Origin of the sequence: Pseudomonas sp. L5B5, assembly GCF_020520285.1 — a bacterium.
GTDB lineage: Bacteria > Pseudomonadota > Gammaproteobacteria > Pseudomonadales > Pseudomonadaceae > Aquipseudomonas.
In genome coordinates this window covers 651,132-667,279 of sequence record NZ_CP084742.1, presented here as the reverse complement: position 1 = coordinate 667,279, position 16,148 = coordinate 651,132, and the positions used below count along the sequence as shown (strand labels likewise).

Annotated in this window: 19 protein-coding genes and 1 pseudogene; 11 read left to right on the top strand and 9 right to left on the bottom strand. The window is 61.5% G+C overall.

The features are described 5' to 3' along the window. Positions 1-140: 140 nt before the first annotated feature. Positions 141-860: an alpha/beta fold hydrolase gene (locus tag LGQ10_RS02965; RefSeq protein ID WP_058438696.1), complete on the top strand. Its 720-nt coding sequence runs from the start codon at positions 141-143 to the stop codon at positions 858-860. A gap of 16 nt (positions 861-876) precedes the next feature. On the opposite strand, the gene LGQ10_RS02960 is transcribed toward LGQ10_RS02965, so the two are convergent. Beyond that, entirely contained in the window at positions 877-2,064 is a 1,188-nt protein-coding gene (locus LGQ10_RS02960; RefSeq protein ID WP_226524636.1) for an MFS transporter, read from the bottom strand. 96 nt (positions 2,065-2,160) lie between these two features. On the opposite strand from LGQ10_RS02960, the gene LGQ10_RS02955 reads away from it, so the two are divergent. Further along, positions 2,161-2,952 (top strand): AraC family transcriptional regulator, encoded by a 792-nt coding sequence (locus LGQ10_RS02955; protein WP_058438698.1) that lies wholly within the window; start codon positions 2,161-2,163, stop codon positions 2,950-2,952. A gap of 168 nt (positions 2,953-3,120) precedes the next feature. On the opposite strand, the gene LGQ10_RS02950 is transcribed toward LGQ10_RS02955, so the two are convergent. Next, positions 3,121-3,999 (bottom strand): helix-turn-helix domain-containing protein, encoded by an 879-nt coding sequence (locus LGQ10_RS02950; protein WP_226524635.1) that lies wholly within the window; start codon positions 3,997-3,999, stop codon positions 3,121-3,123. Between the two features lie 73 nt (positions 4,000-4,072). On the opposite strand from LGQ10_RS02950, the gene LGQ10_RS02945 reads away from it, so the two are divergent. The 4 genes from LGQ10_RS02945 to LGQ10_RS02930 all read left to right on the top strand — a co-directional run bounded on the left by LGQ10_RS02945 (position 4,073) and on the right by LGQ10_RS02930 (position 6,237). Beyond that, positions 4,073-4,621, top strand: a complete 549-nt coding sequence (locus LGQ10_RS02945) for a GNAT family N-acetyltransferase (RefSeq protein ID WP_226524634.1) — start codon at positions 4,073-4,075, stop codon at positions 4,619-4,621. Positions 4,622-4,800: 179 nt separating this feature from the next. Beyond that, positions 4,801-5,112: a hypothetical protein gene (locus LGQ10_RS02940; RefSeq protein WP_226524633.1), complete on the top strand. Its 312-nt coding sequence runs from the start codon at positions 4,801-4,803 to the stop codon at positions 5,110-5,112. Between the two features lie 92 nt (positions 5,113-5,204). Beyond that, positions 5,205-5,759 carry a GNAT family N-acetyltransferase gene (locus LGQ10_RS02935; protein ID WP_226524632.1) on the top strand — a complete coding sequence of 185 codons (555 nt, stop codon included), beginning with the start codon at positions 5,205-5,207 and terminating at the stop codon, positions 5,757-5,759. Between the two features lie 133 nt (positions 5,760-5,892). Next, positions 5,893-6,237: a hypothetical protein gene (locus LGQ10_RS02930; RefSeq protein WP_226524631.1), complete on the top strand. Its 345-nt coding sequence runs from the start codon at positions 5,893-5,895 to the stop codon at positions 6,235-6,237. Between the two features lie 59 nt (positions 6,238-6,296). On the opposite strand, the gene LGQ10_RS02925 is transcribed toward LGQ10_RS02930, so the two are convergent. The 3 genes from LGQ10_RS02925 to LGQ10_RS02915 form a co-directional block, all read right to left on the bottom strand. Beyond that, complete coding sequence (locus tag LGQ10_RS02925) at positions 6,297-6,503, bottom strand: hypothetical protein (RefSeq protein WP_226524630.1); 207 nt, start codon at positions 6,501-6,503, stop codon at positions 6,297-6,299. A 435-nt stretch (positions 6,504-6,938) separates the two neighbouring features. Further along, positions 6,939-7,328 carry a hypothetical protein gene (locus LGQ10_RS02920; protein ID WP_226524629.1) on the bottom strand — a complete coding sequence of 130 codons (390 nt, stop codon included), beginning with the start codon at positions 7,326-7,328 and terminating at the stop codon, positions 6,939-6,941. Beyond that, positions 7,325-7,819, bottom strand: a complete 495-nt coding sequence (locus tag LGQ10_RS02915; protein ID WP_226524628.1) for a hypothetical protein — start codon at positions 7,817-7,819, stop codon at positions 7,325-7,327. Before LGQ10_RS02915 ends, LGQ10_RS02920 begins: the two co-directional genes overlap by 4 nt. Positions 7,820-8,056: 237 nt before the next feature. On the opposite strand from LGQ10_RS02915, the pseudogene LGQ10_RS31390 reads away from it, so the two are divergent. From LGQ10_RS31390 to LGQ10_RS02905, 3 genes and pseudogenes are all read left to right on the top strand, one after another. Beyond that, positions 8,057-8,408: pseudogene (locus LGQ10_RS31390) on the top strand (integrase). Positions 8,409-8,440: 32 nt separating this feature from the next. Continuing rightward, complete coding sequence (locus LGQ10_RS02910) at positions 8,441-10,027, top strand: ABC-F family ATPase (RefSeq protein ID WP_226524627.1); 1,587 nt, start codon at positions 8,441-8,443, stop codon at positions 10,025-10,027. Between the two features lie 145 nt (positions 10,028-10,172). Continuing rightward, a complete protein-coding gene (locus tag LGQ10_RS02905; protein ID WP_226524626.1) occupies positions 10,173-11,360 on the top strand; it encodes an MFS transporter in 1,188 nt (395 codons plus the stop codon). Position 11,361: 1 nt separating this feature from the next. On the opposite strand, the gene LGQ10_RS02900 is transcribed toward LGQ10_RS02905, so the two are convergent. Next, positions 11,362-12,399 (bottom strand): alpha/beta hydrolase family protein, encoded by a 1,038-nt coding sequence (locus LGQ10_RS02900; RefSeq protein ID WP_226524625.1) that lies wholly within the window; start codon positions 12,397-12,399, stop codon positions 11,362-11,364. Between the two features lie 254 nt (positions 12,400-12,653). Then, on the bottom strand, positions 12,654-13,265 hold the full coding sequence (locus LGQ10_RS02895; RefSeq protein ID WP_058437063.1) for an FMN-dependent NADH-azoreductase: 612 nt from the start codon (positions 13,263-13,265) through the stop codon (positions 12,654-12,656). A gap of 129 nt (positions 13,266-13,394) precedes the next feature. Between LGQ10_RS02895 and LGQ10_RS02890 the strand changes: the two genes are divergently transcribed. After that, entirely contained in the window at positions 13,395-14,303 is a 909-nt protein-coding gene (locus LGQ10_RS02890) for a LysR substrate-binding domain-containing protein (RefSeq protein WP_226524624.1), read from the top strand. Positions 14,304-14,317: 14 nt separating this feature from the next. Continuing rightward, the gene (locus LGQ10_RS02885) at positions 14,318-14,662 is read left to right on the top strand and encodes an MmcQ/YjbR family DNA-binding protein (protein ID WP_226526079.1); all 345 of its coding nucleotides are present in this window, start codon (positions 14,318-14,320) and stop codon (positions 14,660-14,662) included. Here the strand turns inward: LGQ10_RS02885 and LGQ10_RS02880 are convergent. Beyond that, complete coding sequence (locus tag LGQ10_RS02880; protein WP_226524623.1) at positions 14,659-15,081, bottom strand: DUF1294 domain-containing protein; 423 nt, start codon at positions 15,079-15,081, stop codon at positions 14,659-14,661. The two genes, LGQ10_RS02885 and LGQ10_RS02880, sit on opposite strands and share 4 nt — an antisense overlap. Then, complete coding sequence (locus tag LGQ10_RS02875) at positions 15,078-15,908, bottom strand: undecaprenyl-diphosphate phosphatase (protein WP_058438912.1); 831 nt, start codon at positions 15,906-15,908, stop codon at positions 15,078-15,080. The genes LGQ10_RS02880 and LGQ10_RS02875 overlap by 4 nt, the downstream gene beginning before the upstream one ends. Positions 15,909-16,148 lie beyond the last annotated feature (240 nt).

Here is a 16,148-nt window from a genome sequence, read left to right as displayed (position 1 = left end):
TATTGCGCCGGGTATTGACGCAACTCAAGGAAAATCCTCTGCAAGCCAGCGCGTCACTGCCTGGCTATGTCCCTGGGACCTGGCGGAGTATGCTGCGCGCCACCTAACGCCCCTATTACCTGGCAAGGATCGCCCGATCGATGGCCCCTTCACTTTCCCCGACCCTGGTCCTGCTGCCTGGAATGGACGGCACCGGCCGCCTGTTCGAACCGTTGCTCAAAGCCCTGGGCCCCGAAGTACCCGTGCAAGTGCTGGACTACCCCACAAGCCAGCCTCTGGACTACCCCACCTTGCAGGAGCGGGTCTGGCGACTGTTGCCCAAGGATCGGCCATTCATCCTGCTGGGGGAGTCCTTTTCCGGCCCGGTTGCGATCGGTATTGCAGCCCGTCGACCTGCCGGCCTGCTCGGCCTGGTGCTGTGCGCCAGCTTTGCCTGCAACCCTCGGCCGGCGTTGCGTCCCCTGCGAGGACTCCTCAGGTTCGCCTCCTTGCGGTATCTGCCGTTTTGGCCCCTGGATGCACTGATGCTGGGCAGGTTCTCCACTCCAGGGTTGCGTAGCGCCCTGGCCGGGGCGGTTGACCAGGTAGCACCGCCGGTGCTGCGCGCCCGGTTGCAGGCGGTGGCTGATGTCGACAGCCGCCAGGCGCTGGCCGCCTCCGACGTGCCGCTGTTGTACCTGCGGGCGCGCCAGGACCGGCTGGTGCCCGCGGCTGCCGCAGCCTTGATCCTGCAACTGCGCAAGGATGCCCGGCTGGTAGAGATCGAAGGCCCCCACTGCCTGCTCCAGGCGGCGCCGGCAGAGGCCGCGGGGGTTCTGCGGGACTTCATGCAAACGCTATCGTACCGCCTCGGGGACTGAACAGCGGTTCAGCGCCTCACGCCTGGCCACGCAAGGCCCGGGGGATGGCGAAGGCGGCCAGGACCACCAGGGCGCCGATGGCATAGAAGGACTGGACCAAGCCCACCGCGTGCGCGGCATAACCCACCAGGGCCGGGCCCAGCAGGACCCCGAGATAACCCAGCATGCTCGCTGCCGCGATGGCGTGGGACGCCGGCATCACCCGTTGCCGGCCGGCCAGCGAGAACAGCACCGGAACCACGTTCCCCGCTGCCAGGCCGGCGACGGCAATGCAGCTGAACACCAGCGACAGGTCGGTGGCCCAGGCCGCCAGGCCCAGGCCAGCCGCCGTGATCAGGAATCCCGCGATGAGCATCGAGCGCTCGCCGATGCGCGCGACGATCCGATCGCCAACCAGGCGGGCAAGTGTCATCGCACAGGCGAACAGCGAGTACCCAGCACCGGCAAGGCCGACATCCAGGCCCTTTTCCCGAGCGAGCAGCAGAGCGCTCCAATCGAGCATGGCGCCTTCGGCAAGGAAGATCACCATCGCCAGCAGCCCGACGATCAGTACCACGCCCCTGGGCATGACGAACAGCGGCGCCCTTTCGCCGGCCCGGGTCTCCAGGAACCCGGGGGCGGCCACCACCAGGCATAAGGCAATGATCAATGCCGAAGCACTGGCCGCCAGCACCGGGCTGGCGCCGGCAGCGATCCCCGCCGTCACCGCTACGGCGCCCAGCAGGCCGCCGATGCTGTAGAGCCCATGGAACAGCGACATCAGCGGCACGTTGGCGATCTTCTGCACCTGGGTGCCGTGAATGTTCGCCACCACGTCAATGGCCCCGACCGAAGCGCCGAACAGCAGCAGGCACAGGCCCAGGGCAAGGGGTGTAGAGACAATGGCCAGCAGTGGCAAGGCGATGACCAGGCCAACGCCCCCTGCAAGGACCAGCGTCCGGCAGCCCAGGCGGCCGGCCAAGGCACCTGCACCTGGCATGCCGATGATCGCCCCCAGCCCGAGGCACAGCAGCAATGCGCCCAGGGTTGCCGAGTCGGCCCCCAGGCGGGCCTGGGCAAAGGGCACCAGCGGGGCCCAGGATGACAGGGCGAACCCGGCCATGAAAAAGGACAAATGAGTGGAACGCTTGGGGGCCGACAGGACCGTGCGGTGGTCTGTTTGCCCTGAAAGCGGCGCGGTGGGATTTGCTGGAACGTGTGACACAACGACTCCTCGGAATGACGCAATGCATATCTGCTATTGAGAGTCATTCACATTACAAGGAATGGTAGCCGTGATTTATCTGTACTATGCCAAGTTATGTCGATAACCCGCCACGATACCGCCCCCCGCGATCCCGACCCGGACAACGCCCATGCCCCCGTGGTCGGGCGCCTGGAGCAATGGTTTCCGGAAGACCTGCCGCCTCATCGGCACAAGCGCCACCAGTTGATGTGCGCCGCCAATGGCGTCATCCACGTCACCACGGACCTGGGCGAATGGGTCCTGCCGGCCACCCGGGCGATCTGGATCAGTTCCGGCACCGAGCACTCGACCCTGGTCAAGCGCCCCACCCACACCCGGGTGCTGTACATCGATCCTGATGCCTACGATATGCCTCGCGAGGGCTACTGCCTGGTGGTTGGCATCACACCGCTGATGCGCGAGGTGATGACCGCCTGCGCGGGGTTCCCCTGGGACTATGCCGAGCACACGGCCGAGGCCCGGCTCGCCCGGGTACTGATTGATCAAGTGACGGCGCTGGACCGTTCCCCGGTGGACCTGCCCTTCCCTACGGATCCCCGGGCCATGCGCCTGGCGAGGATATTGCGCAGCGAACCGGCGAACCGCCAGTCACTGGAACACCTCGCCACCCGGGTCGGAGCCAGCCCGCGCACCATCGAACGATTGTTCAGCCATGAAGCAGGCATGTCCTTCGGCAGTTGGCGCCACCGGCAACGCTTGCTCACCGCCATGGAACACCTGGCGTACGGCGAAAGCGTGACGAATGTCGCGCTGGAAGTGGGGTACGAATCAGCCTCAAGTTTCGTCGCCGCCTTCAAGGGCCTGTTTGGCACCACGCCGGCCCGCTACTTCAAGCCCGTCTCCTAGACGCTCTGCGCCAACGCGCTGACGGTGAAACTCAGGCGGCTTCATGCAACACGCAGGCTCGGATCATTGCTGGGGCCGCCTCCCCCATTCAGAGCAGGTGGAGAATCAGGCCAGGAATCACGATCGGATGACGTCAGATGAACCTGTCCCAGAAAATCGCAAAGGCCCTCAGCGTTTGCGGTATTGGCTCAGGCCCAGGCCGGTATGGCGCTTGAAGTACTTGCCGAGGTAGGACGCATCGGCGAAATGCAGTTCGTCGGCGATCTGCTGCACGGGCTTTCGCGGTTGCAGCAACTGCTTCTTGATCTCCAGCACCACCTGCCGGTCGATCAGTGTCTTGGGCGCGTCGTTGAAATATTTACGGGACAGCTGGGCCAGGTAATAAGGGGTTACATGCAGCAGCCCGGCATAAAACGCTACCTCGCGATGCTGCCTGCAATGCACTGCGATCAACTCCCAGAACCTCCAGCACAGCGCTTGCGGCCTGCTGTAGTCGTTTTTCGTGATGCACTGCAAGTCGACTCTCTCGCAGATCCACAAGAACAGGTTCTGGAAATGATTTACCAGCATCCGGCGTCGATAGTTCGACCCGTGATCCTGAATGATGCCTGCCTGAAGTTCCCAAGCTTGCAGGAAGGCCAGGAACGGCGTGTCCACGGTAAAAAACGGCGAGTGATTGAGGAAGGCGAACAGACTATTGGGCAGAACTGCCGCCACCTCCGCGGCAATGGCTCGGTTGAGCAGATAGCAGCGACAGGAAAAGTCATGCGACTTGTGCCTGACCAACGCGATCGAGTCCTCGGCGAGTACCAGAACATCGTTTTTCGTCACTTTGTACGGCTGGAAATTCACCTCCAGCTCGGCATCGCCCTGCTCGCACACCAGCACGACGACGTAGGCCAATGCCAAGGGATGCCCTTGATGTTCGTCGAACCTGCAGCAGCCGATGAAAAAATCCTCGGTGCCGCTTCCCGCCAGATCACTCACCGAGATACTGACGGCGATGGGACTATTGTTTTGAAAATTACTTATTGTGCCCGGGTCCATGCGTTGTTCCTGCCCTCGTGGTTTTTCACAATGATGCTCGTCATTGTGCTGCAGAGCATTCAGGAAAACACCTATGTTGAATACCCAACGCCTTGTCCTACGGCCCTGGAGGGCCAGCGACGCCACCAGCCTGCACGAGTACGCCAGCGATCCGCGGGTGGGCCCGATTGCCGGCTGGCCCGTTCACACCAGCGAAGCGCAGAGTTTGGAAATCATCCAGACAGTCTTCTCCAACCCTGAGGTCTATGCCGTCACCCGCAGGCAGGACGACATCGCCATCGGCCTGGTGGGGCTGCTCATCGGCCAGGACAGCCACTTCGACATCGCCCAGGATGAGGCCGAGATCGCCTACTGGATCGGCGTACCGTTCTGGGGCCAGGGCCTGATTCCGGAGGCGGTCAGGGAACTGATGCGCCATGCCTTCGTCGACCTTGAGCTCGGCGCCCTGTGGTGTGGTTACTTCGCCGGCAATGAGCAGTCATTCCGTGCCCAGGCCAAATGCGGTTTCAAGCACCATCACACAAAGGCCAGCACACTCAACCCGTACATGAACGACTACCGCAGCGAACACATCAGCTACATCAGCAAGCAAGAGTGGCTGATGCTCCAGCAGCCCAACTGACCTGTTGCCCGGCGTCGTGGAACCCTCGACAGGTGACTGGGAACCGACGCAGCCCGAAACCACCAGGAAGGCAGGCACCCTCCAGAAAAGATGGCGCTCGACGGCAACCACCGCCCGGCATGAGTTCATTGGAGAGTGCTGGCATACTCGCAGCCGGACGACAGGACGGAATGAACACCATGGATGCACAACAATTCGTAGCACTTTGGAAAGCCGAGAAATGCCTGGTACTGCAAGAGCTTCGCCAGGGGACAGGAGCAGCTGCGCAGCAGTTCAGGGCACTCGGGCTGGACGCTGGGCAATCTCGCCAGCTATGGGACGCGATGGATATCGCGCTCACCGATGTCTTCTACACCCTGCTGCTGGGCCTCGACGGAGCAGCAAGCATCGGTGGCGAGCAGCATGACTACCAGCTGCGCGAAGAAGGTGGAACGCTCATTTCAGGAGCCGGTGAGATCGAGGCCGAGGCTTTCGAGCAGTTTCACTCCTGATCGGCAAGGCTTGGCTACCCTCTGGCAAGCGATCTGCAGATGCCGGGTTGTAGTAGTCTCTAGCGCTTGCCGCTCAACCCGTGGAACTGGTAATGACTGGATTTCCTACGCTGTATACCAAACGCCTGCGCTTGCGAGAACTGACAAAGGGCGATGCGCCAGCTCTGCTCGCAATCCATGGCGATGCTGATGCCATGAAATGGTTTGGCACAGACCCCATGACTCATATTGAACAGGCAGAGCAACTTGTCGAAGTGTTCAACAGTTGGCGTGCAGCTGCCAACCCTGGCATTCGCTGGGGCATGGAAGAGCTGGCTAGCGGGCAATTGATCGGTACTTGCGGTTTTTTTAAATGGAATCGTTCATGGAGGAGCTGCTCGATCGGCTTCGAACTGGCTCAAGCTGCACAACGCAACGGCTTCATGAGAGAGGCGCTTGTCTCTTGCATTGACTGGGGCATCACCCACATGGAGCTGAACAGGATCGAAGCATTGGTGCACCCTGAAAACACACGATCATTGCATCTACTTGAGCGCACAGGTTTCGTTCGCGAAGGAGTGCTGCGCAAAGCTGGATACTGGGGGCATGCCTACCACGATCTGGTGCAGTATTCGCTGCTGCGTGAAGACGCAATTTACTTGTCGTGACCGCCATGATCGAAGCACAGGAGGCTTGCCACAGCCGGGCTCCGCTTCTTTCTTGGCCGTTACCTGCAAGTGCGCAGTGGTAGATGTTGAGTCGATGCCTGTTCCACACCGTGGACGCAAAGGAGTTGCCGCCATGCCCTCATTGAACCAAGCAGCTCTTGCCCTCGCCTTTCTGCTGACGTCGACTTCTGGCACGGCCAGTGATGCCATATCCCAGGAATGGGCACGGCTGATAAAAGCTGATTTCCCACCCGGCTGCGTGATCCGGCTGGACCCGTATCTATCCAGCACTGGAGTCAACGGCGTCCGCGGCGGTGCATGGCTTGTGCAAACCTGCGAAGGCAGCTTTGAGTATGGCGCGAGTTACTTTGCGCCTGGCGTGTATCCCGAAAAGAAACGGATCGGCGTAAGCCGGACACAGAAACTTCGCCCACTGACGCCGGCGCAGTTGAAGAAAATGTACTCTTTGGATGGGTGATGCGACAGGAGTGAAGCTGAACTTGAGCGCCAAGCTTCACTCTCCGGCTCGGATTCAAGTCACTGACCTGACTCGCGATTGATGAACATCATGCCGAAGAACCAGCCACTGAGCATGGACAGGTAGATCGATGTATATCCGGGGACGTTAAAGGACAACCAGAAGTTGAGAGCGGTGGTAACGGTAAAAGCGCAGAAAAACTGCTTCCGGGAAAACCGGCTTAGATAACGAGTTGCGGCTGCATTCAGCGCCTTGAGCTTGTTCATCACATCCATCCTTGAAAAAACGCACTCATCCTACTCTATCCCCTGATCTAGACGCCATGCCGCTACCAGCACAGAACAGCGCCGCACAAAAGATCATCGAGGATGATACTGGTCACCCTCCTCCAGCCCGCTGATGTTCAAACCAGGCATGAGCCATGGCATTGATCTTTGCCTCCATCAGCCGCGGGAGAACTGTGCTGTGAGCGTCCACGACGCGCCTTCAGCCAGCCGAGCAAGCGCTCGATCAGGTTGCGTTTTCGCGACTGGGTTTGTCGAACAGCTTTGGCCTGGTGGCCGACGAGGATTCTGGCGCCCACGATATTTATGGGTGCATAGCGCAGACAAGGGCTGTACCGCCAGTGGTTGACCTATGACGTGCGCTGTCGTCACAAGGACCCGCTATCACGAGTCTTCGCCGGTTTTTCTGCTGGACTGCTACGGCGTCAGGTTCACGCCGTTACAGCGGCCCTTGAGGGAGAAGTCACTGATATGCCGCGCCTTGTCCACCGTCATCAGGATCGTGCAGCCACCAGGATGGGATACATCGTCCCAGTAGTTGGTCTGGACCATCACATTGCCTTGCATCTGCGCGCTGCTGCCGACCACCTCCTGGCGCACATAGGTGGTGTCGCGATACCAGCCCAACTGCACCCCACCTCCACCAGGCAACGGTTCCATGCGCAAGGGCGGACCGAAGAAGTCGATGGCCTGCTTGGCGTCGCGCCCCTGCCATTCGCGGCTGGCGAGCAACTCCGGCAGGGTCGGGATGCAGCCAGCCAGATTCGGCAACAGCAGGCTGAGAAGTAGCAAAGCCCGTGTGTTCATCGGGCATTGTTGCCCAGCATGTCATCCAGTTCTTGCACCGCCTGACTGTTGGCCTGGACACCGATCAATTGGATGAACATGGCCTGGACCGTGGCCACCATCTTTACCGCTGGCATCTTGCCCATCGGCAACATTTGGTTGCGCGCGCGGTTGTCGGGGGCGCAGACGAAGGCGAAGGTACGCTGCAACCAGTAGTCCTTCGGTGCGACCCAGCCTTGGACATTGGTCTTCACATCCTTCACGGCACCGTCAAAGCGACGTATCGCCCGGGCGCTGTCCAGGCGGATCTGGCGCTGCTTGCATTTGACCTGCACCTCATAGGCGGCGAGCGTCGGGAAGGCAGGGTCTTCGAACAGCTGCATGACCTGCGCCGATTGCACCCCACCCGGCTTTTGCACGATGCCGGCGGCATCGGCGACGTACACCTCGTTGTGCAGGCGCTCCCCTTTGCCATAGATGATCCAGTAGTCGCCCGGGGCTTGCTCGGCCATGGCCGAGGTACTGCAGGCCACGGCCAAGACAGCCAGCCATCTGCAGGAAAGTGGAAATCTGTAACCCATGGAGGTCCTTTCTCGATTTATGTAATCCAGGAGGAACTATACGAGTCGAGATTGGACAAGGTCGATTAGCACGCCTGTGCTAATGGCTAAACGCCTTTAGCCCTTGGGCTTTGTAAGAAAAGTGCCTGTGCCAGGATCATGCTGCGTTGAAACAGGTTCGGAATACTCATTTGCAACAAGCCAAGGCACGTAACTCCGACCGGCTCTTTCCAGTCGAGCAAAGGAGGGCTGTGGATCAAGGAGCCAAGTGTTACAATCCGCCACTTCAAATCAGCGCTCAAGGCGCTGGATATCCGTGAACGCCGGCAGTACGACACCCGCCACACCTACGCAACCATGTGCCTGATGGCCGGGATGAACCGAAGCGTTCATCGCGAACCAGCTCGGCCACGGCGTCGAGATGTTGCTCTCTACCTAAGCGAAATGGATCAGCTCCTCCTCGGACTGGAGGGAGCTGGAGAAGCTGCCGCCCCGAGTCGAATTGGCCCAAGATTGGCCCAAGATTGACGACAGGGACTAAATACACCTCTGGAACCCCCGCAGGACAAGCACTTGATTTCTACAGCCAACATCACCATGCAGTTCGGCGCCAAGCCGCTGTTCGAGAACGTCTCGGTCAAGTTCAACAACGGCAATCGCTACGGCCTGATCGGCGCCAACGGTTGCGGCAAGTCGACCTTCATGAAAATCCTCGGTAGCGACCTCGAGCCCTCCAGCGGCCAGGTCATGCTCGAGCCGAACGTCCGCCTGGGCAAGCTGCGCCAGGATCAGTTCGCCTATGAAGAATTCACCGTGATCGACACCGTGATCATGGGCCACGAGGAGCTGTGGCGGGTCAAGGCGGAGCGCGATCGCATCTACTCGCTGCCGGAAATGACCGAAGATGACGGCATGGCCGTGGCGGAACTGGAAACCGAATTCGCCGAAATGGACGGCTACACCGCCGAGTCCCGTGCCGGTGAACTGCTGCTGGGCCTGGGCATTCCCCTGGAACAGCATTTCGGACCGATGACCGAAGTCGCCCCGGGCTGGAAGCTGCGGGTGTTGTTGGCCCAGGCGCTGTTCTCCGATCCGGAAGTCCTGCTGCTGGACGAGCCGACCAACCACCTGGACATCAACACCATCCGCTGGCTGGAAAACATCCTCACGGCGCGTAACAGCACCATGATCATCATTTCCCACGACCGGCACTTCCTCAACAGTGTCTGCACCCACATGGCGGACCTGGACTACGGCGAGCTGCGCCTGTTCCCGGGCAACTACGACGAGTACATGATTGCCGCGACCCAATCCCGCGAGCAGCTGCTGTCGGACAACGCCAAGAAGAAAGCCCAGATCGCCGAGCTGCAGACCTTCGTCAGCCGCTTCTCGGCCAACGCCTCGAAAGCCAAGCAGGCGACTTCCCGGGCCAAGCAGATCGACAAGATCCAGCTGGCCGAAGTCAAGCCATCGAGCCGGGTCAGCCCGTTCATCCGCTTCGAACAGACCAAGAAGTTGCACCGCCAGGCGGTGACCCTGGAGCGCATGTCCAAGGGTTTCGACGGCAAGACCCTGTTCCAGAACTTCAGCTTCACCGTCGAAGCCGGCGAGCGCGTAGCGATCATCGGCCCCAACGGCATCGGCAAGACCACCCTGCTGCGCACCCTGGTGGGCGAACTGACCCCGGACGCCGGTACCGTGAAGTGGACTGAAAGCGCGGAGCTGGGCTACTACGCCCAGGACCATGCCCACGACTTCGAAGACGACGTCAGCCTGTTCGACTGGATGGGCCAGTGGACCCAGGGCGAGCAGATGATCCGTGGCACCCTGGGCCGCATGCTGTTCTCCAACGACGAGATCCTCAAGTCGGTGAAGGTGATTTCCGGTGGTGAGCAAGGCCGCATGCTGTTCGGCAAGCTGATCCTGCAAAAGCCCAACGTACTGGTGATGGACGAACCGACCAACCACTTGGACATGGAATCCATCGAGGCGCTGAACCTGGCCCTGGAGAACTACCCGGGCACCCTGATCTTCGTCAGCCACGACCGTGAGTTCGTATCGTCCCTGGCCACCCGCATCATCGAGTTGAGCCCAAGCGGCGTGACCGACTTCAGCGGCACCTACGACGACTACCTGCGCAGCCAGGGCGTGATGTTCTAAAAGCAGCGGCAAGCTACAAGCAGCAAGTAAAGAAGCCCCGTCCAGTGTGACGGGGCTTTTTTGTGCCAATCGTTAGCCTGCTTTCTTTTATGCTTCCGGCACGCGATGATGCAGGCCTCTAACCGCCGCCCGCGAACGAGACTTCATGCCCGAGTCACAAAGCCCCGCGCCAAGCTCCATGGCGATCACGCTGCAGATCGTCTCCATCGTCATCTATACCTTTATCGCCTTCCTGTGCATCGGCTTGCCGATTGCGGTGCTGCCGGGCTATGTGCACGAGCAGCTGGGTTTCAGCGCGGTGGTCGCCGGCTTGACCATTGGCTCGCAGTACCTGGCCACCCTGCTCAGCCGACCCATGGCCGGGCGCTTGTCGGACACCCTGGGCACCAAGCGCTCGATCATCTACGGCCTGATGGGGATTCTCTTCAGCGGGGTGCTGACCCTGGTTTCGGTGTGGCTGGAGCAATGGCCACTGCCGAGCCTCGTCGTGCTGCTGGGTGGGCGCTTGCTGCTTGGGGTAGCCCAGGGCCTGATCGGGGTCGGTACCATCAGTTGGTGCATGGGCCAGGTCGGTGCGGAACACACCGCGCGCTCGATCTCCTGGAATGGCATCGCCTCCTATGGCGCCATCGCCATTGGCGCGCCGCTGGGGGTGGTGATGGTCCAGCAGTACGGCTTCGCCAGCCTGGGCATCGCCCTCTGCGTCATGGCATTGCTGGCCTTGCTGCTGATCCGCAACAAACCTTCGGTACCGGTGGTACGGGGGGAACGCTTGCCGTTCTGGGCCGTGTTCGGCCGTATTGCCCCCTTTGGCATGGGCCTGAGCCTGGCCTCCATCGGCTATGGCACCCTGACCACGTTCATCACCCTGTTCTACCTCAGTCGCGGCTGGACCGGTGCAGCCTATTGCCTGACGGTGTTCGGCGTGTGCTTCATCTGCTCGCGCCTGTTGTTCATTTCCAGCATCAACCGATTTGGCGGTTTTCGTTCGGCGATTGCCTGCATGAGTGTCGAGACCCTGGGCCTTGGCCTGCTCTGGCTGGCCCCCTCGCCCGCCTGGGCGCTGGTGGGCGCCGGCCTCACCGGTTTCGGCCTGTCGCTGGTGTACCCGGCCCTGGGCGTGGAAGCGATCAAGCAGGTCCCCAATAGCAGTCGGGGCGCCGGGCTGAGTGCCTATGCGGTGTTCTTCGACCTGGCGCTGGCCGTTGCCGGCCCCCTGATGGGCGCGGTGGCGCTGAATCTGGGGTATGCCTGGATCTTCTTCTGCGCCGCCTGGCTGTCCCTCGCCGGCCTGGGCCTGACCCTGTGGCTCCAGCGCCGGGCCATCGGCTGAGTCACTGGTCGGCGGTCTGCATGCCTGCACGGCTCGGCTTGCCCAAGGTGTTGGCGAAGAACCGGCCAGCCTCGGAAATCAGGTTGCGGTGGATGTCCACCCGATCCACGCCATCGGCGTCGGTGCACAACACCGGCATGGCCGTCAGTTGCTCGGCGGTACAGGGCGCCATGAACACGAAATGCCCGGCCCCGGCCAGCAGCTTGAAGTCCGGGGCTACCGGCAGCTTGCGCGCCAGGGCCGCGGCGTTCTTGTCCAGCGCCACCAACTGGTCGCCGTCACCGCTGTATAAAAGCACCGGCACATGCACGCCGGACAGGGTCTGGCGGCCGAATTTGAGGCTCAGGGGCGCCATCAGCATCAAGGCATGTACCCGCGGGTCGGCCACTGGCTGCAAGTCGTCGCGATCGACGATCAGTTCGCCCTGGGTATTGCAGGCGTCTCGATCATCCGGCCGCTCCTGGCAGTAGCGCCGCAGGCGGTCCAGGTCGGGAGTCGCTCCGGACAGGATCAAGGCCGTCTCGCCACCCGCGGAGTAACCGATGACTCCCACCTGTTCGGCATTGACGAACGGCGCCAGCATCGGATCGCCCAGGATCGCGGTGATGGCTTCGGAAATCTGGATCGGCCGCCCATAGAGATTGCTCAAGGTTCCCAGGCGGCTGTGGTCCTTGGAGTTGTCCCCGGGATGAATCACCGCCACCACTACAAACCCCTTGCGCGCCAGGGAGGTAGCCAGGTCGTGCAACGCCAGGGGCGTACCGGTATTGCCGTGGGAGAGCATCAGCACCGGAAAGCGGCCGATGGCGATCTTGGCATCGCGGGAGGCCGCGATCTGGTAGCCCTCCAGGTGACTGGAGTGCTCGATACCGGTAGAGGGATAGAACGCGATGGCGCGCATTGGCTGCAGGTCCAGAGGGTCGAGAAAACTCAACTCATGGAAGCCGACACTCCAGTGCACGTGGGGGGCGGGAGCAGCGTGCACCGAAATCGGGCCGCAGAGCAGGCAGATCAGTAACAGCGCACAACGACCTTTCATCACACACCCACCTTCGCCGCTGGATCGAGAGTGCCGTTGACTCCTGCCATCCCTTGCCGCCAAGGCCCTGGAACACATCCGTCGCAGCATCGCAGTTGCCCGGCCAAGAAGTCCCTTTCCTCACAATGCATGATCCGCGCCAGAAACCCCGGAAGAACCAATGAAAAAACTCCGTACCCTGATCATTCGAAAAGATGACCAGAATACAGAGTCTAGTGGGGCTATATGCGCGTGAAAGCGTCTTTACACAAGCCTTACGCGGCGGCGAACAATTGCTCGCTGATATGCACCTGTGCGTCGGCCATTGCCTTGTTGCGCACCTCATCGCCATAACCCAGGCCATGGGCCCGGACGAACTCGATATCGGTGATCCCCATGAAACCGAACATCACCTTCAGGTAATCCTCATGTCCAACACCCGTTGGCATGCCGACATGCAGGCCGCCGGAGGTAGAAACCACGATCACCTTCTTGTCGCCGCACAGGCCTTGCGGGCCGGCTTCGGTGTAACGGAACGTCTTGCCGGAAACAGCGATGCGGTCGAACCAGGCCTTGAGCTGGCTGGGGATGGTGAAGTTGTACATCGGGGCTGCGACCACCAGCGTATCCGCAGCGAGGAACTCTTCCAGGGTCTGGGTGCTGAGTTGGGCTTCATGCTCTAGCGCGGCGTCGCGCAACTCGGCAACCGTCCCGGCCGCTACCAGGGTGGCGGCGCTGAAGTGGCTGATGGCATCGGCGGCCAGGTCACGGTAGGTCACCACTGCTTGTGGCTCGGCAGCTTTCCAGGCCTGGACCACGCTGTGGCTGAGCTGACGGGAGGCCGAATTGTCGCCGAGAATGCTGGAATCGATATGCAACAGTTTCATCTGGATTCTCCAAGTGAGGACCGCCACTTGGCGATCGAATGTTGGCAATCCTACCGATGAAACCAATGGATGATTAGTCAGCACAAATGCGATAGTTAGTCCCATCAGCAGGACAATAGAGCCAATCCCATGCAAGACCTCAATGATCTCTACTATTTCGCCAAGGTGGTGGAAGCCGGTAGTTTCACCGCAGCCGGGCGCCTCCTGGGCATTCCCAAGTCACGCCTGTCGCGACGCATCGCCGAACTGGAGGAGCGCCTCGACGTCCGCCTGCTGCAACGCACCACTCGGCAATTGAACCTGACCACCGTGGGCGAGCGTTACTTGCGACATTGCCAGGCCATGCTGCTGGAAGCGGAAATGGCTGACGAGGCCGTGGCCAGCATGGCCAGCGAACCTCGCGGGCGCCTGCGGGTCTCCAGCCCGGTGGGCCTGGCCCATGAATTGCTGACACCGCTGGTGAACGGTTTCCTGCACAAGTACCCCCAGGTCCAGCTGGAGATGCTGCTGGTCAACCGTCGCGTCGACCTGATCAACGAAGGCATCGATGTGGCCCTGCGGGTACGTGAACAAGGCGACGAAGACCCGTTGCTGGTGACCCGTCGCCTGCGCCCGGCGCAAACCGCGATGGTGGTATCGCCGGCGTTTCTGCGTGAACACCCGGTGGAGCATCCGGAAGACCTGCGGCACTTGCCGATCCTCGGCGCCCTGGAGGCCGACCGCCTGGTACACCTGCGCCTGCTGGACCAGCAGGGCAATGCCTGCGAACTGGCCCTGGAAGCACGCCTGGGCATCGACGACTTCATTGTGCGTCGGGCCTGTGCCCTTGCCGGCCTGGGCTGCACGGTGCTGCCGATGCTGTATTGCGAAGACGAACTGGCCAGCGGCCAACTGGTCCAGCTGTTGCCAGAGTGGTCGCTGCCTGGCGGTTGGCTGCAGGCGGTGTATCCTCACCGTCGCGGTGTGCTGCCGGCTGTCCGGGCATGGATCGAGCACTTGCGCGAAACCTTCGAAAACTGTGGAGAACGACTGCTGTGAAAGCCACGCCCCCGATGAGCGAAGCGCAAGTCGCCAGCTTCTGCCTGGACCTGCCAGGCGCGCAGGAGGACTACAAATGGGGGGGTGTCCGGGTATTTTCCATCGCCGGCAACAAGATGTTCGCCGTGCAGAACCTGCGCGGTGACTCGCTGGCGTTCAAGGTCGACCCGGAACTGTTCCTGGGTCACGTGGATCGCCCGGGCATCGCCCCGGCACCTTACCTGGCCCGGGCCCACTGGATCATCATGCAGGTGCCCTACCCCCTTGCCGCCGTCGAGCTGAAGCAGCTGCTGCAGCGCTCCCATCAACTGGTGGTAGCCAAGTTGCCCAAGCGGACGCAGGTTGGGTTGCTGCTCTAGAACAGCCTCGACCACCCGCTGTCCAGGAACAGCCGATCGATCCAGAACACCTGGTGCAGGGCCACGATCAGCCAGAACAGCACTTGATAGGACAACTTGCGGGTCTTGTGCCGCAGCAGCTGTTGCGCCAGCAAGGCCCCGGGCCAGCCACCGGCCAGCTCCAGGGCATGCAGGACATTCTCCGGCGTACGCTGGCCCTGCTCTTGCGCGCGACGCTTGTCGTGCCAATACAGCAGGAAGGTCAGCAGACTGACCGCCCCATACGCCACCAGTGCAATGATCGACCCACCCCGCCACCACAGGGACAGGGCCCCGAACAGCGGCAAGGCACACAACAGCAGGAACACCAGCAGCTTGGCCTGGGGGTGCTGGATCCGCCCACCATTGCCTGGACGCTGCTCACGCCGGGAAGTCTTCACGCCTTGGCCGCCGCCCAGTCAACCCAGCCGAACTGCCAGGTGGCCAGGATCAGCAGACCGAAGGCGATGCGGTACCAGGCGAACACTGCATAGCTGTGGCTGGCGATGAACTTCAACAGGCCCTTGACTGCGATCATCGCGAAGATGAAGGCGGTGACGAAACCGATGGCGAACACCGGCAGGTCATCGGGCTGGAACAGGTGCCGGTACTTGTAGCCGGAATACACCGCAGCGCCGACCATGGTCGGCATGGCCAGGAAGAACGAGAATTCGGTGGCCGTCTTGCGCGAAAGGCCGAACAGCAGCCCGCCGATGATGGTCGAACCGGATCGCGAAGTGCCCGGGATCATCGCCAGGCACTGGATGAACCCCACCTTGAGGGCATCTTGCCAGGTGATCTCGTCCACGGTCTGGGCATGCACCTGGTGCTCCCGGCGCTCGGCCCACAGCATGATGATACCGCCGACCACCAGGGCCGTGGCCACGGTGATGGGGTTGAACAGGTAGGCATGGATCAGGTCCGCGAAGATCACTCCCAGCACCACCGCCGGAAAGAAGGCGATCAGCAGGTTGGCCGTGAAGCGCCGGGCCGTGGGTTGGGTCGGCAGGCCGATCACCACGTCCAGGATCTTGCGCCGGAACTCCCAGACCACCGCCAGGATCGCCCCCAGCTGGATGATGATGTTGAAGGCCATTGCCCGCTCGCCCCCAAAGTCGAGCAGGTCGGCCACGATGATCTGGTGCCCGGTGCTGCTGATGGGCAAAAACTCCGTCAGGCCTTCGACGACCCCGAGTATCAATGCTTGTGCGGCGGTCCAAAAGTCCATCAATCCCCCAACGAGGCACGCTCATGGCATGCCTCTTTTTTAATAGTCATAACGTTCACTGCGTCGAGCTTAGCCGAGAACCCGGCGCTCTCAATATCAGCACAAACCCATGAAAATCCTGTGAAAAAGCCAGAAATCTTCAGGTTTTGCAGGAAGGCGCCGAAATCCTATCAGACAGGCGCAAAACGCGTCGCGGTGTTATTGGACTTCCGTAGGGTTGGCGCCCATGAACAAGCGTGC

Excerpts from the sequence above, each read along its gene's own strand:
- LGQ10_RS02930 (WP_226524631.1), top strand. The coding sequence starts at position 5,893 with ATGCCCTCATTGAACCAAGCAGCTCTTGCCCTCGCCTTTCTGCTGACG.
- LGQ10_RS02955 (WP_058438698.1), top strand. The coding sequence starts at position 2,161 with ATGTCGATAACCCGCCACGATACCGCCCCCCGCGATCCCGACCCGGAC.
- LGQ10_RS02900 (WP_226524625.1), bottom strand. The coding sequence starts at position 12,399 with ATGAAAGGTCGTTGTGCGCTGTTACTGATCTGCCTGCTCTGCGGCCCG.
- LGQ10_RS02915 (WP_226524628.1), bottom strand. The coding sequence starts at position 7,819 with ATGGCCGAGCAAGCCCCGGGCGACTACTGGATCATCTATGGCAAAGGG.
- LGQ10_RS02925 (WP_226524630.1), bottom strand. The coding sequence starts at position 6,503 with ATGAACAAGCTCAAGGCGCTGAATGCAGCCGCAACTCGTTATCTAAGC.
- LGQ10_RS02935 (WP_226524632.1), top strand. The coding sequence starts at position 5,205 with ATGACTGGATTTCCTACGCTGTATACCAAACGCCTGCGCTTGCGAGAA.
- LGQ10_RS02950 (WP_226524635.1), bottom strand. The coding sequence starts at position 3,999 with ATGGACCCGGGCACAATAAGTAATTTTCAAAACAATAGTCCCATCGCC.
- LGQ10_RS02885 (WP_226526079.1), top strand. The coding sequence starts at position 14,318 with ATGAGCGAAGCGCAAGTCGCCAGCTTCTGCCTGGACCTGCCAGGCGCG.
- LGQ10_RS02905 (WP_226524626.1), top strand. The coding sequence starts at position 10,173 with ATGCCCGAGTCACAAAGCCCCGCGCCAAGCTCCATGGCGATCACGCTG.
- LGQ10_RS02945 (WP_226524634.1), top strand. The coding sequence starts at position 4,073 with ATGTTGAATACCCAACGCCTTGTCCTACGGCCCTGGAGGGCCAGCGAC.
- LGQ10_RS02875 (WP_058438912.1), bottom strand. The coding sequence starts at position 15,908 with ATGGACTTTTGGACCGCCGCACAAGCATTGATACTCGGGGTCGTCGAA.
- LGQ10_RS02895 (WP_058437063.1), bottom strand. The coding sequence starts at position 13,265 with ATGAAACTGTTGCATATCGATTCCAGCATTCTCGGCGACAATTCGGCC.
- LGQ10_RS02890 (WP_226524624.1), top strand. The coding sequence starts at position 13,395 with ATGCAAGACCTCAATGATCTCTACTATTTCGCCAAGGTGGTGGAAGCC.
- LGQ10_RS02920 (WP_226524629.1), bottom strand. The coding sequence starts at position 7,328 with ATGAACACACGGGCTTTGCTACTTCTCAGCCTGCTGTTGCCGAATCTG.
- LGQ10_RS02965 (WP_058438696.1), top strand. The coding sequence starts at position 141 with ATGGCCCCTTCACTTTCCCCGACCCTGGTCCTGCTGCCTGGAATGGAC.
- LGQ10_RS02940 (WP_226524633.1), top strand. The coding sequence starts at position 4,801 with ATGGATGCACAACAATTCGTAGCACTTTGGAAAGCCGAGAAATGCCTG.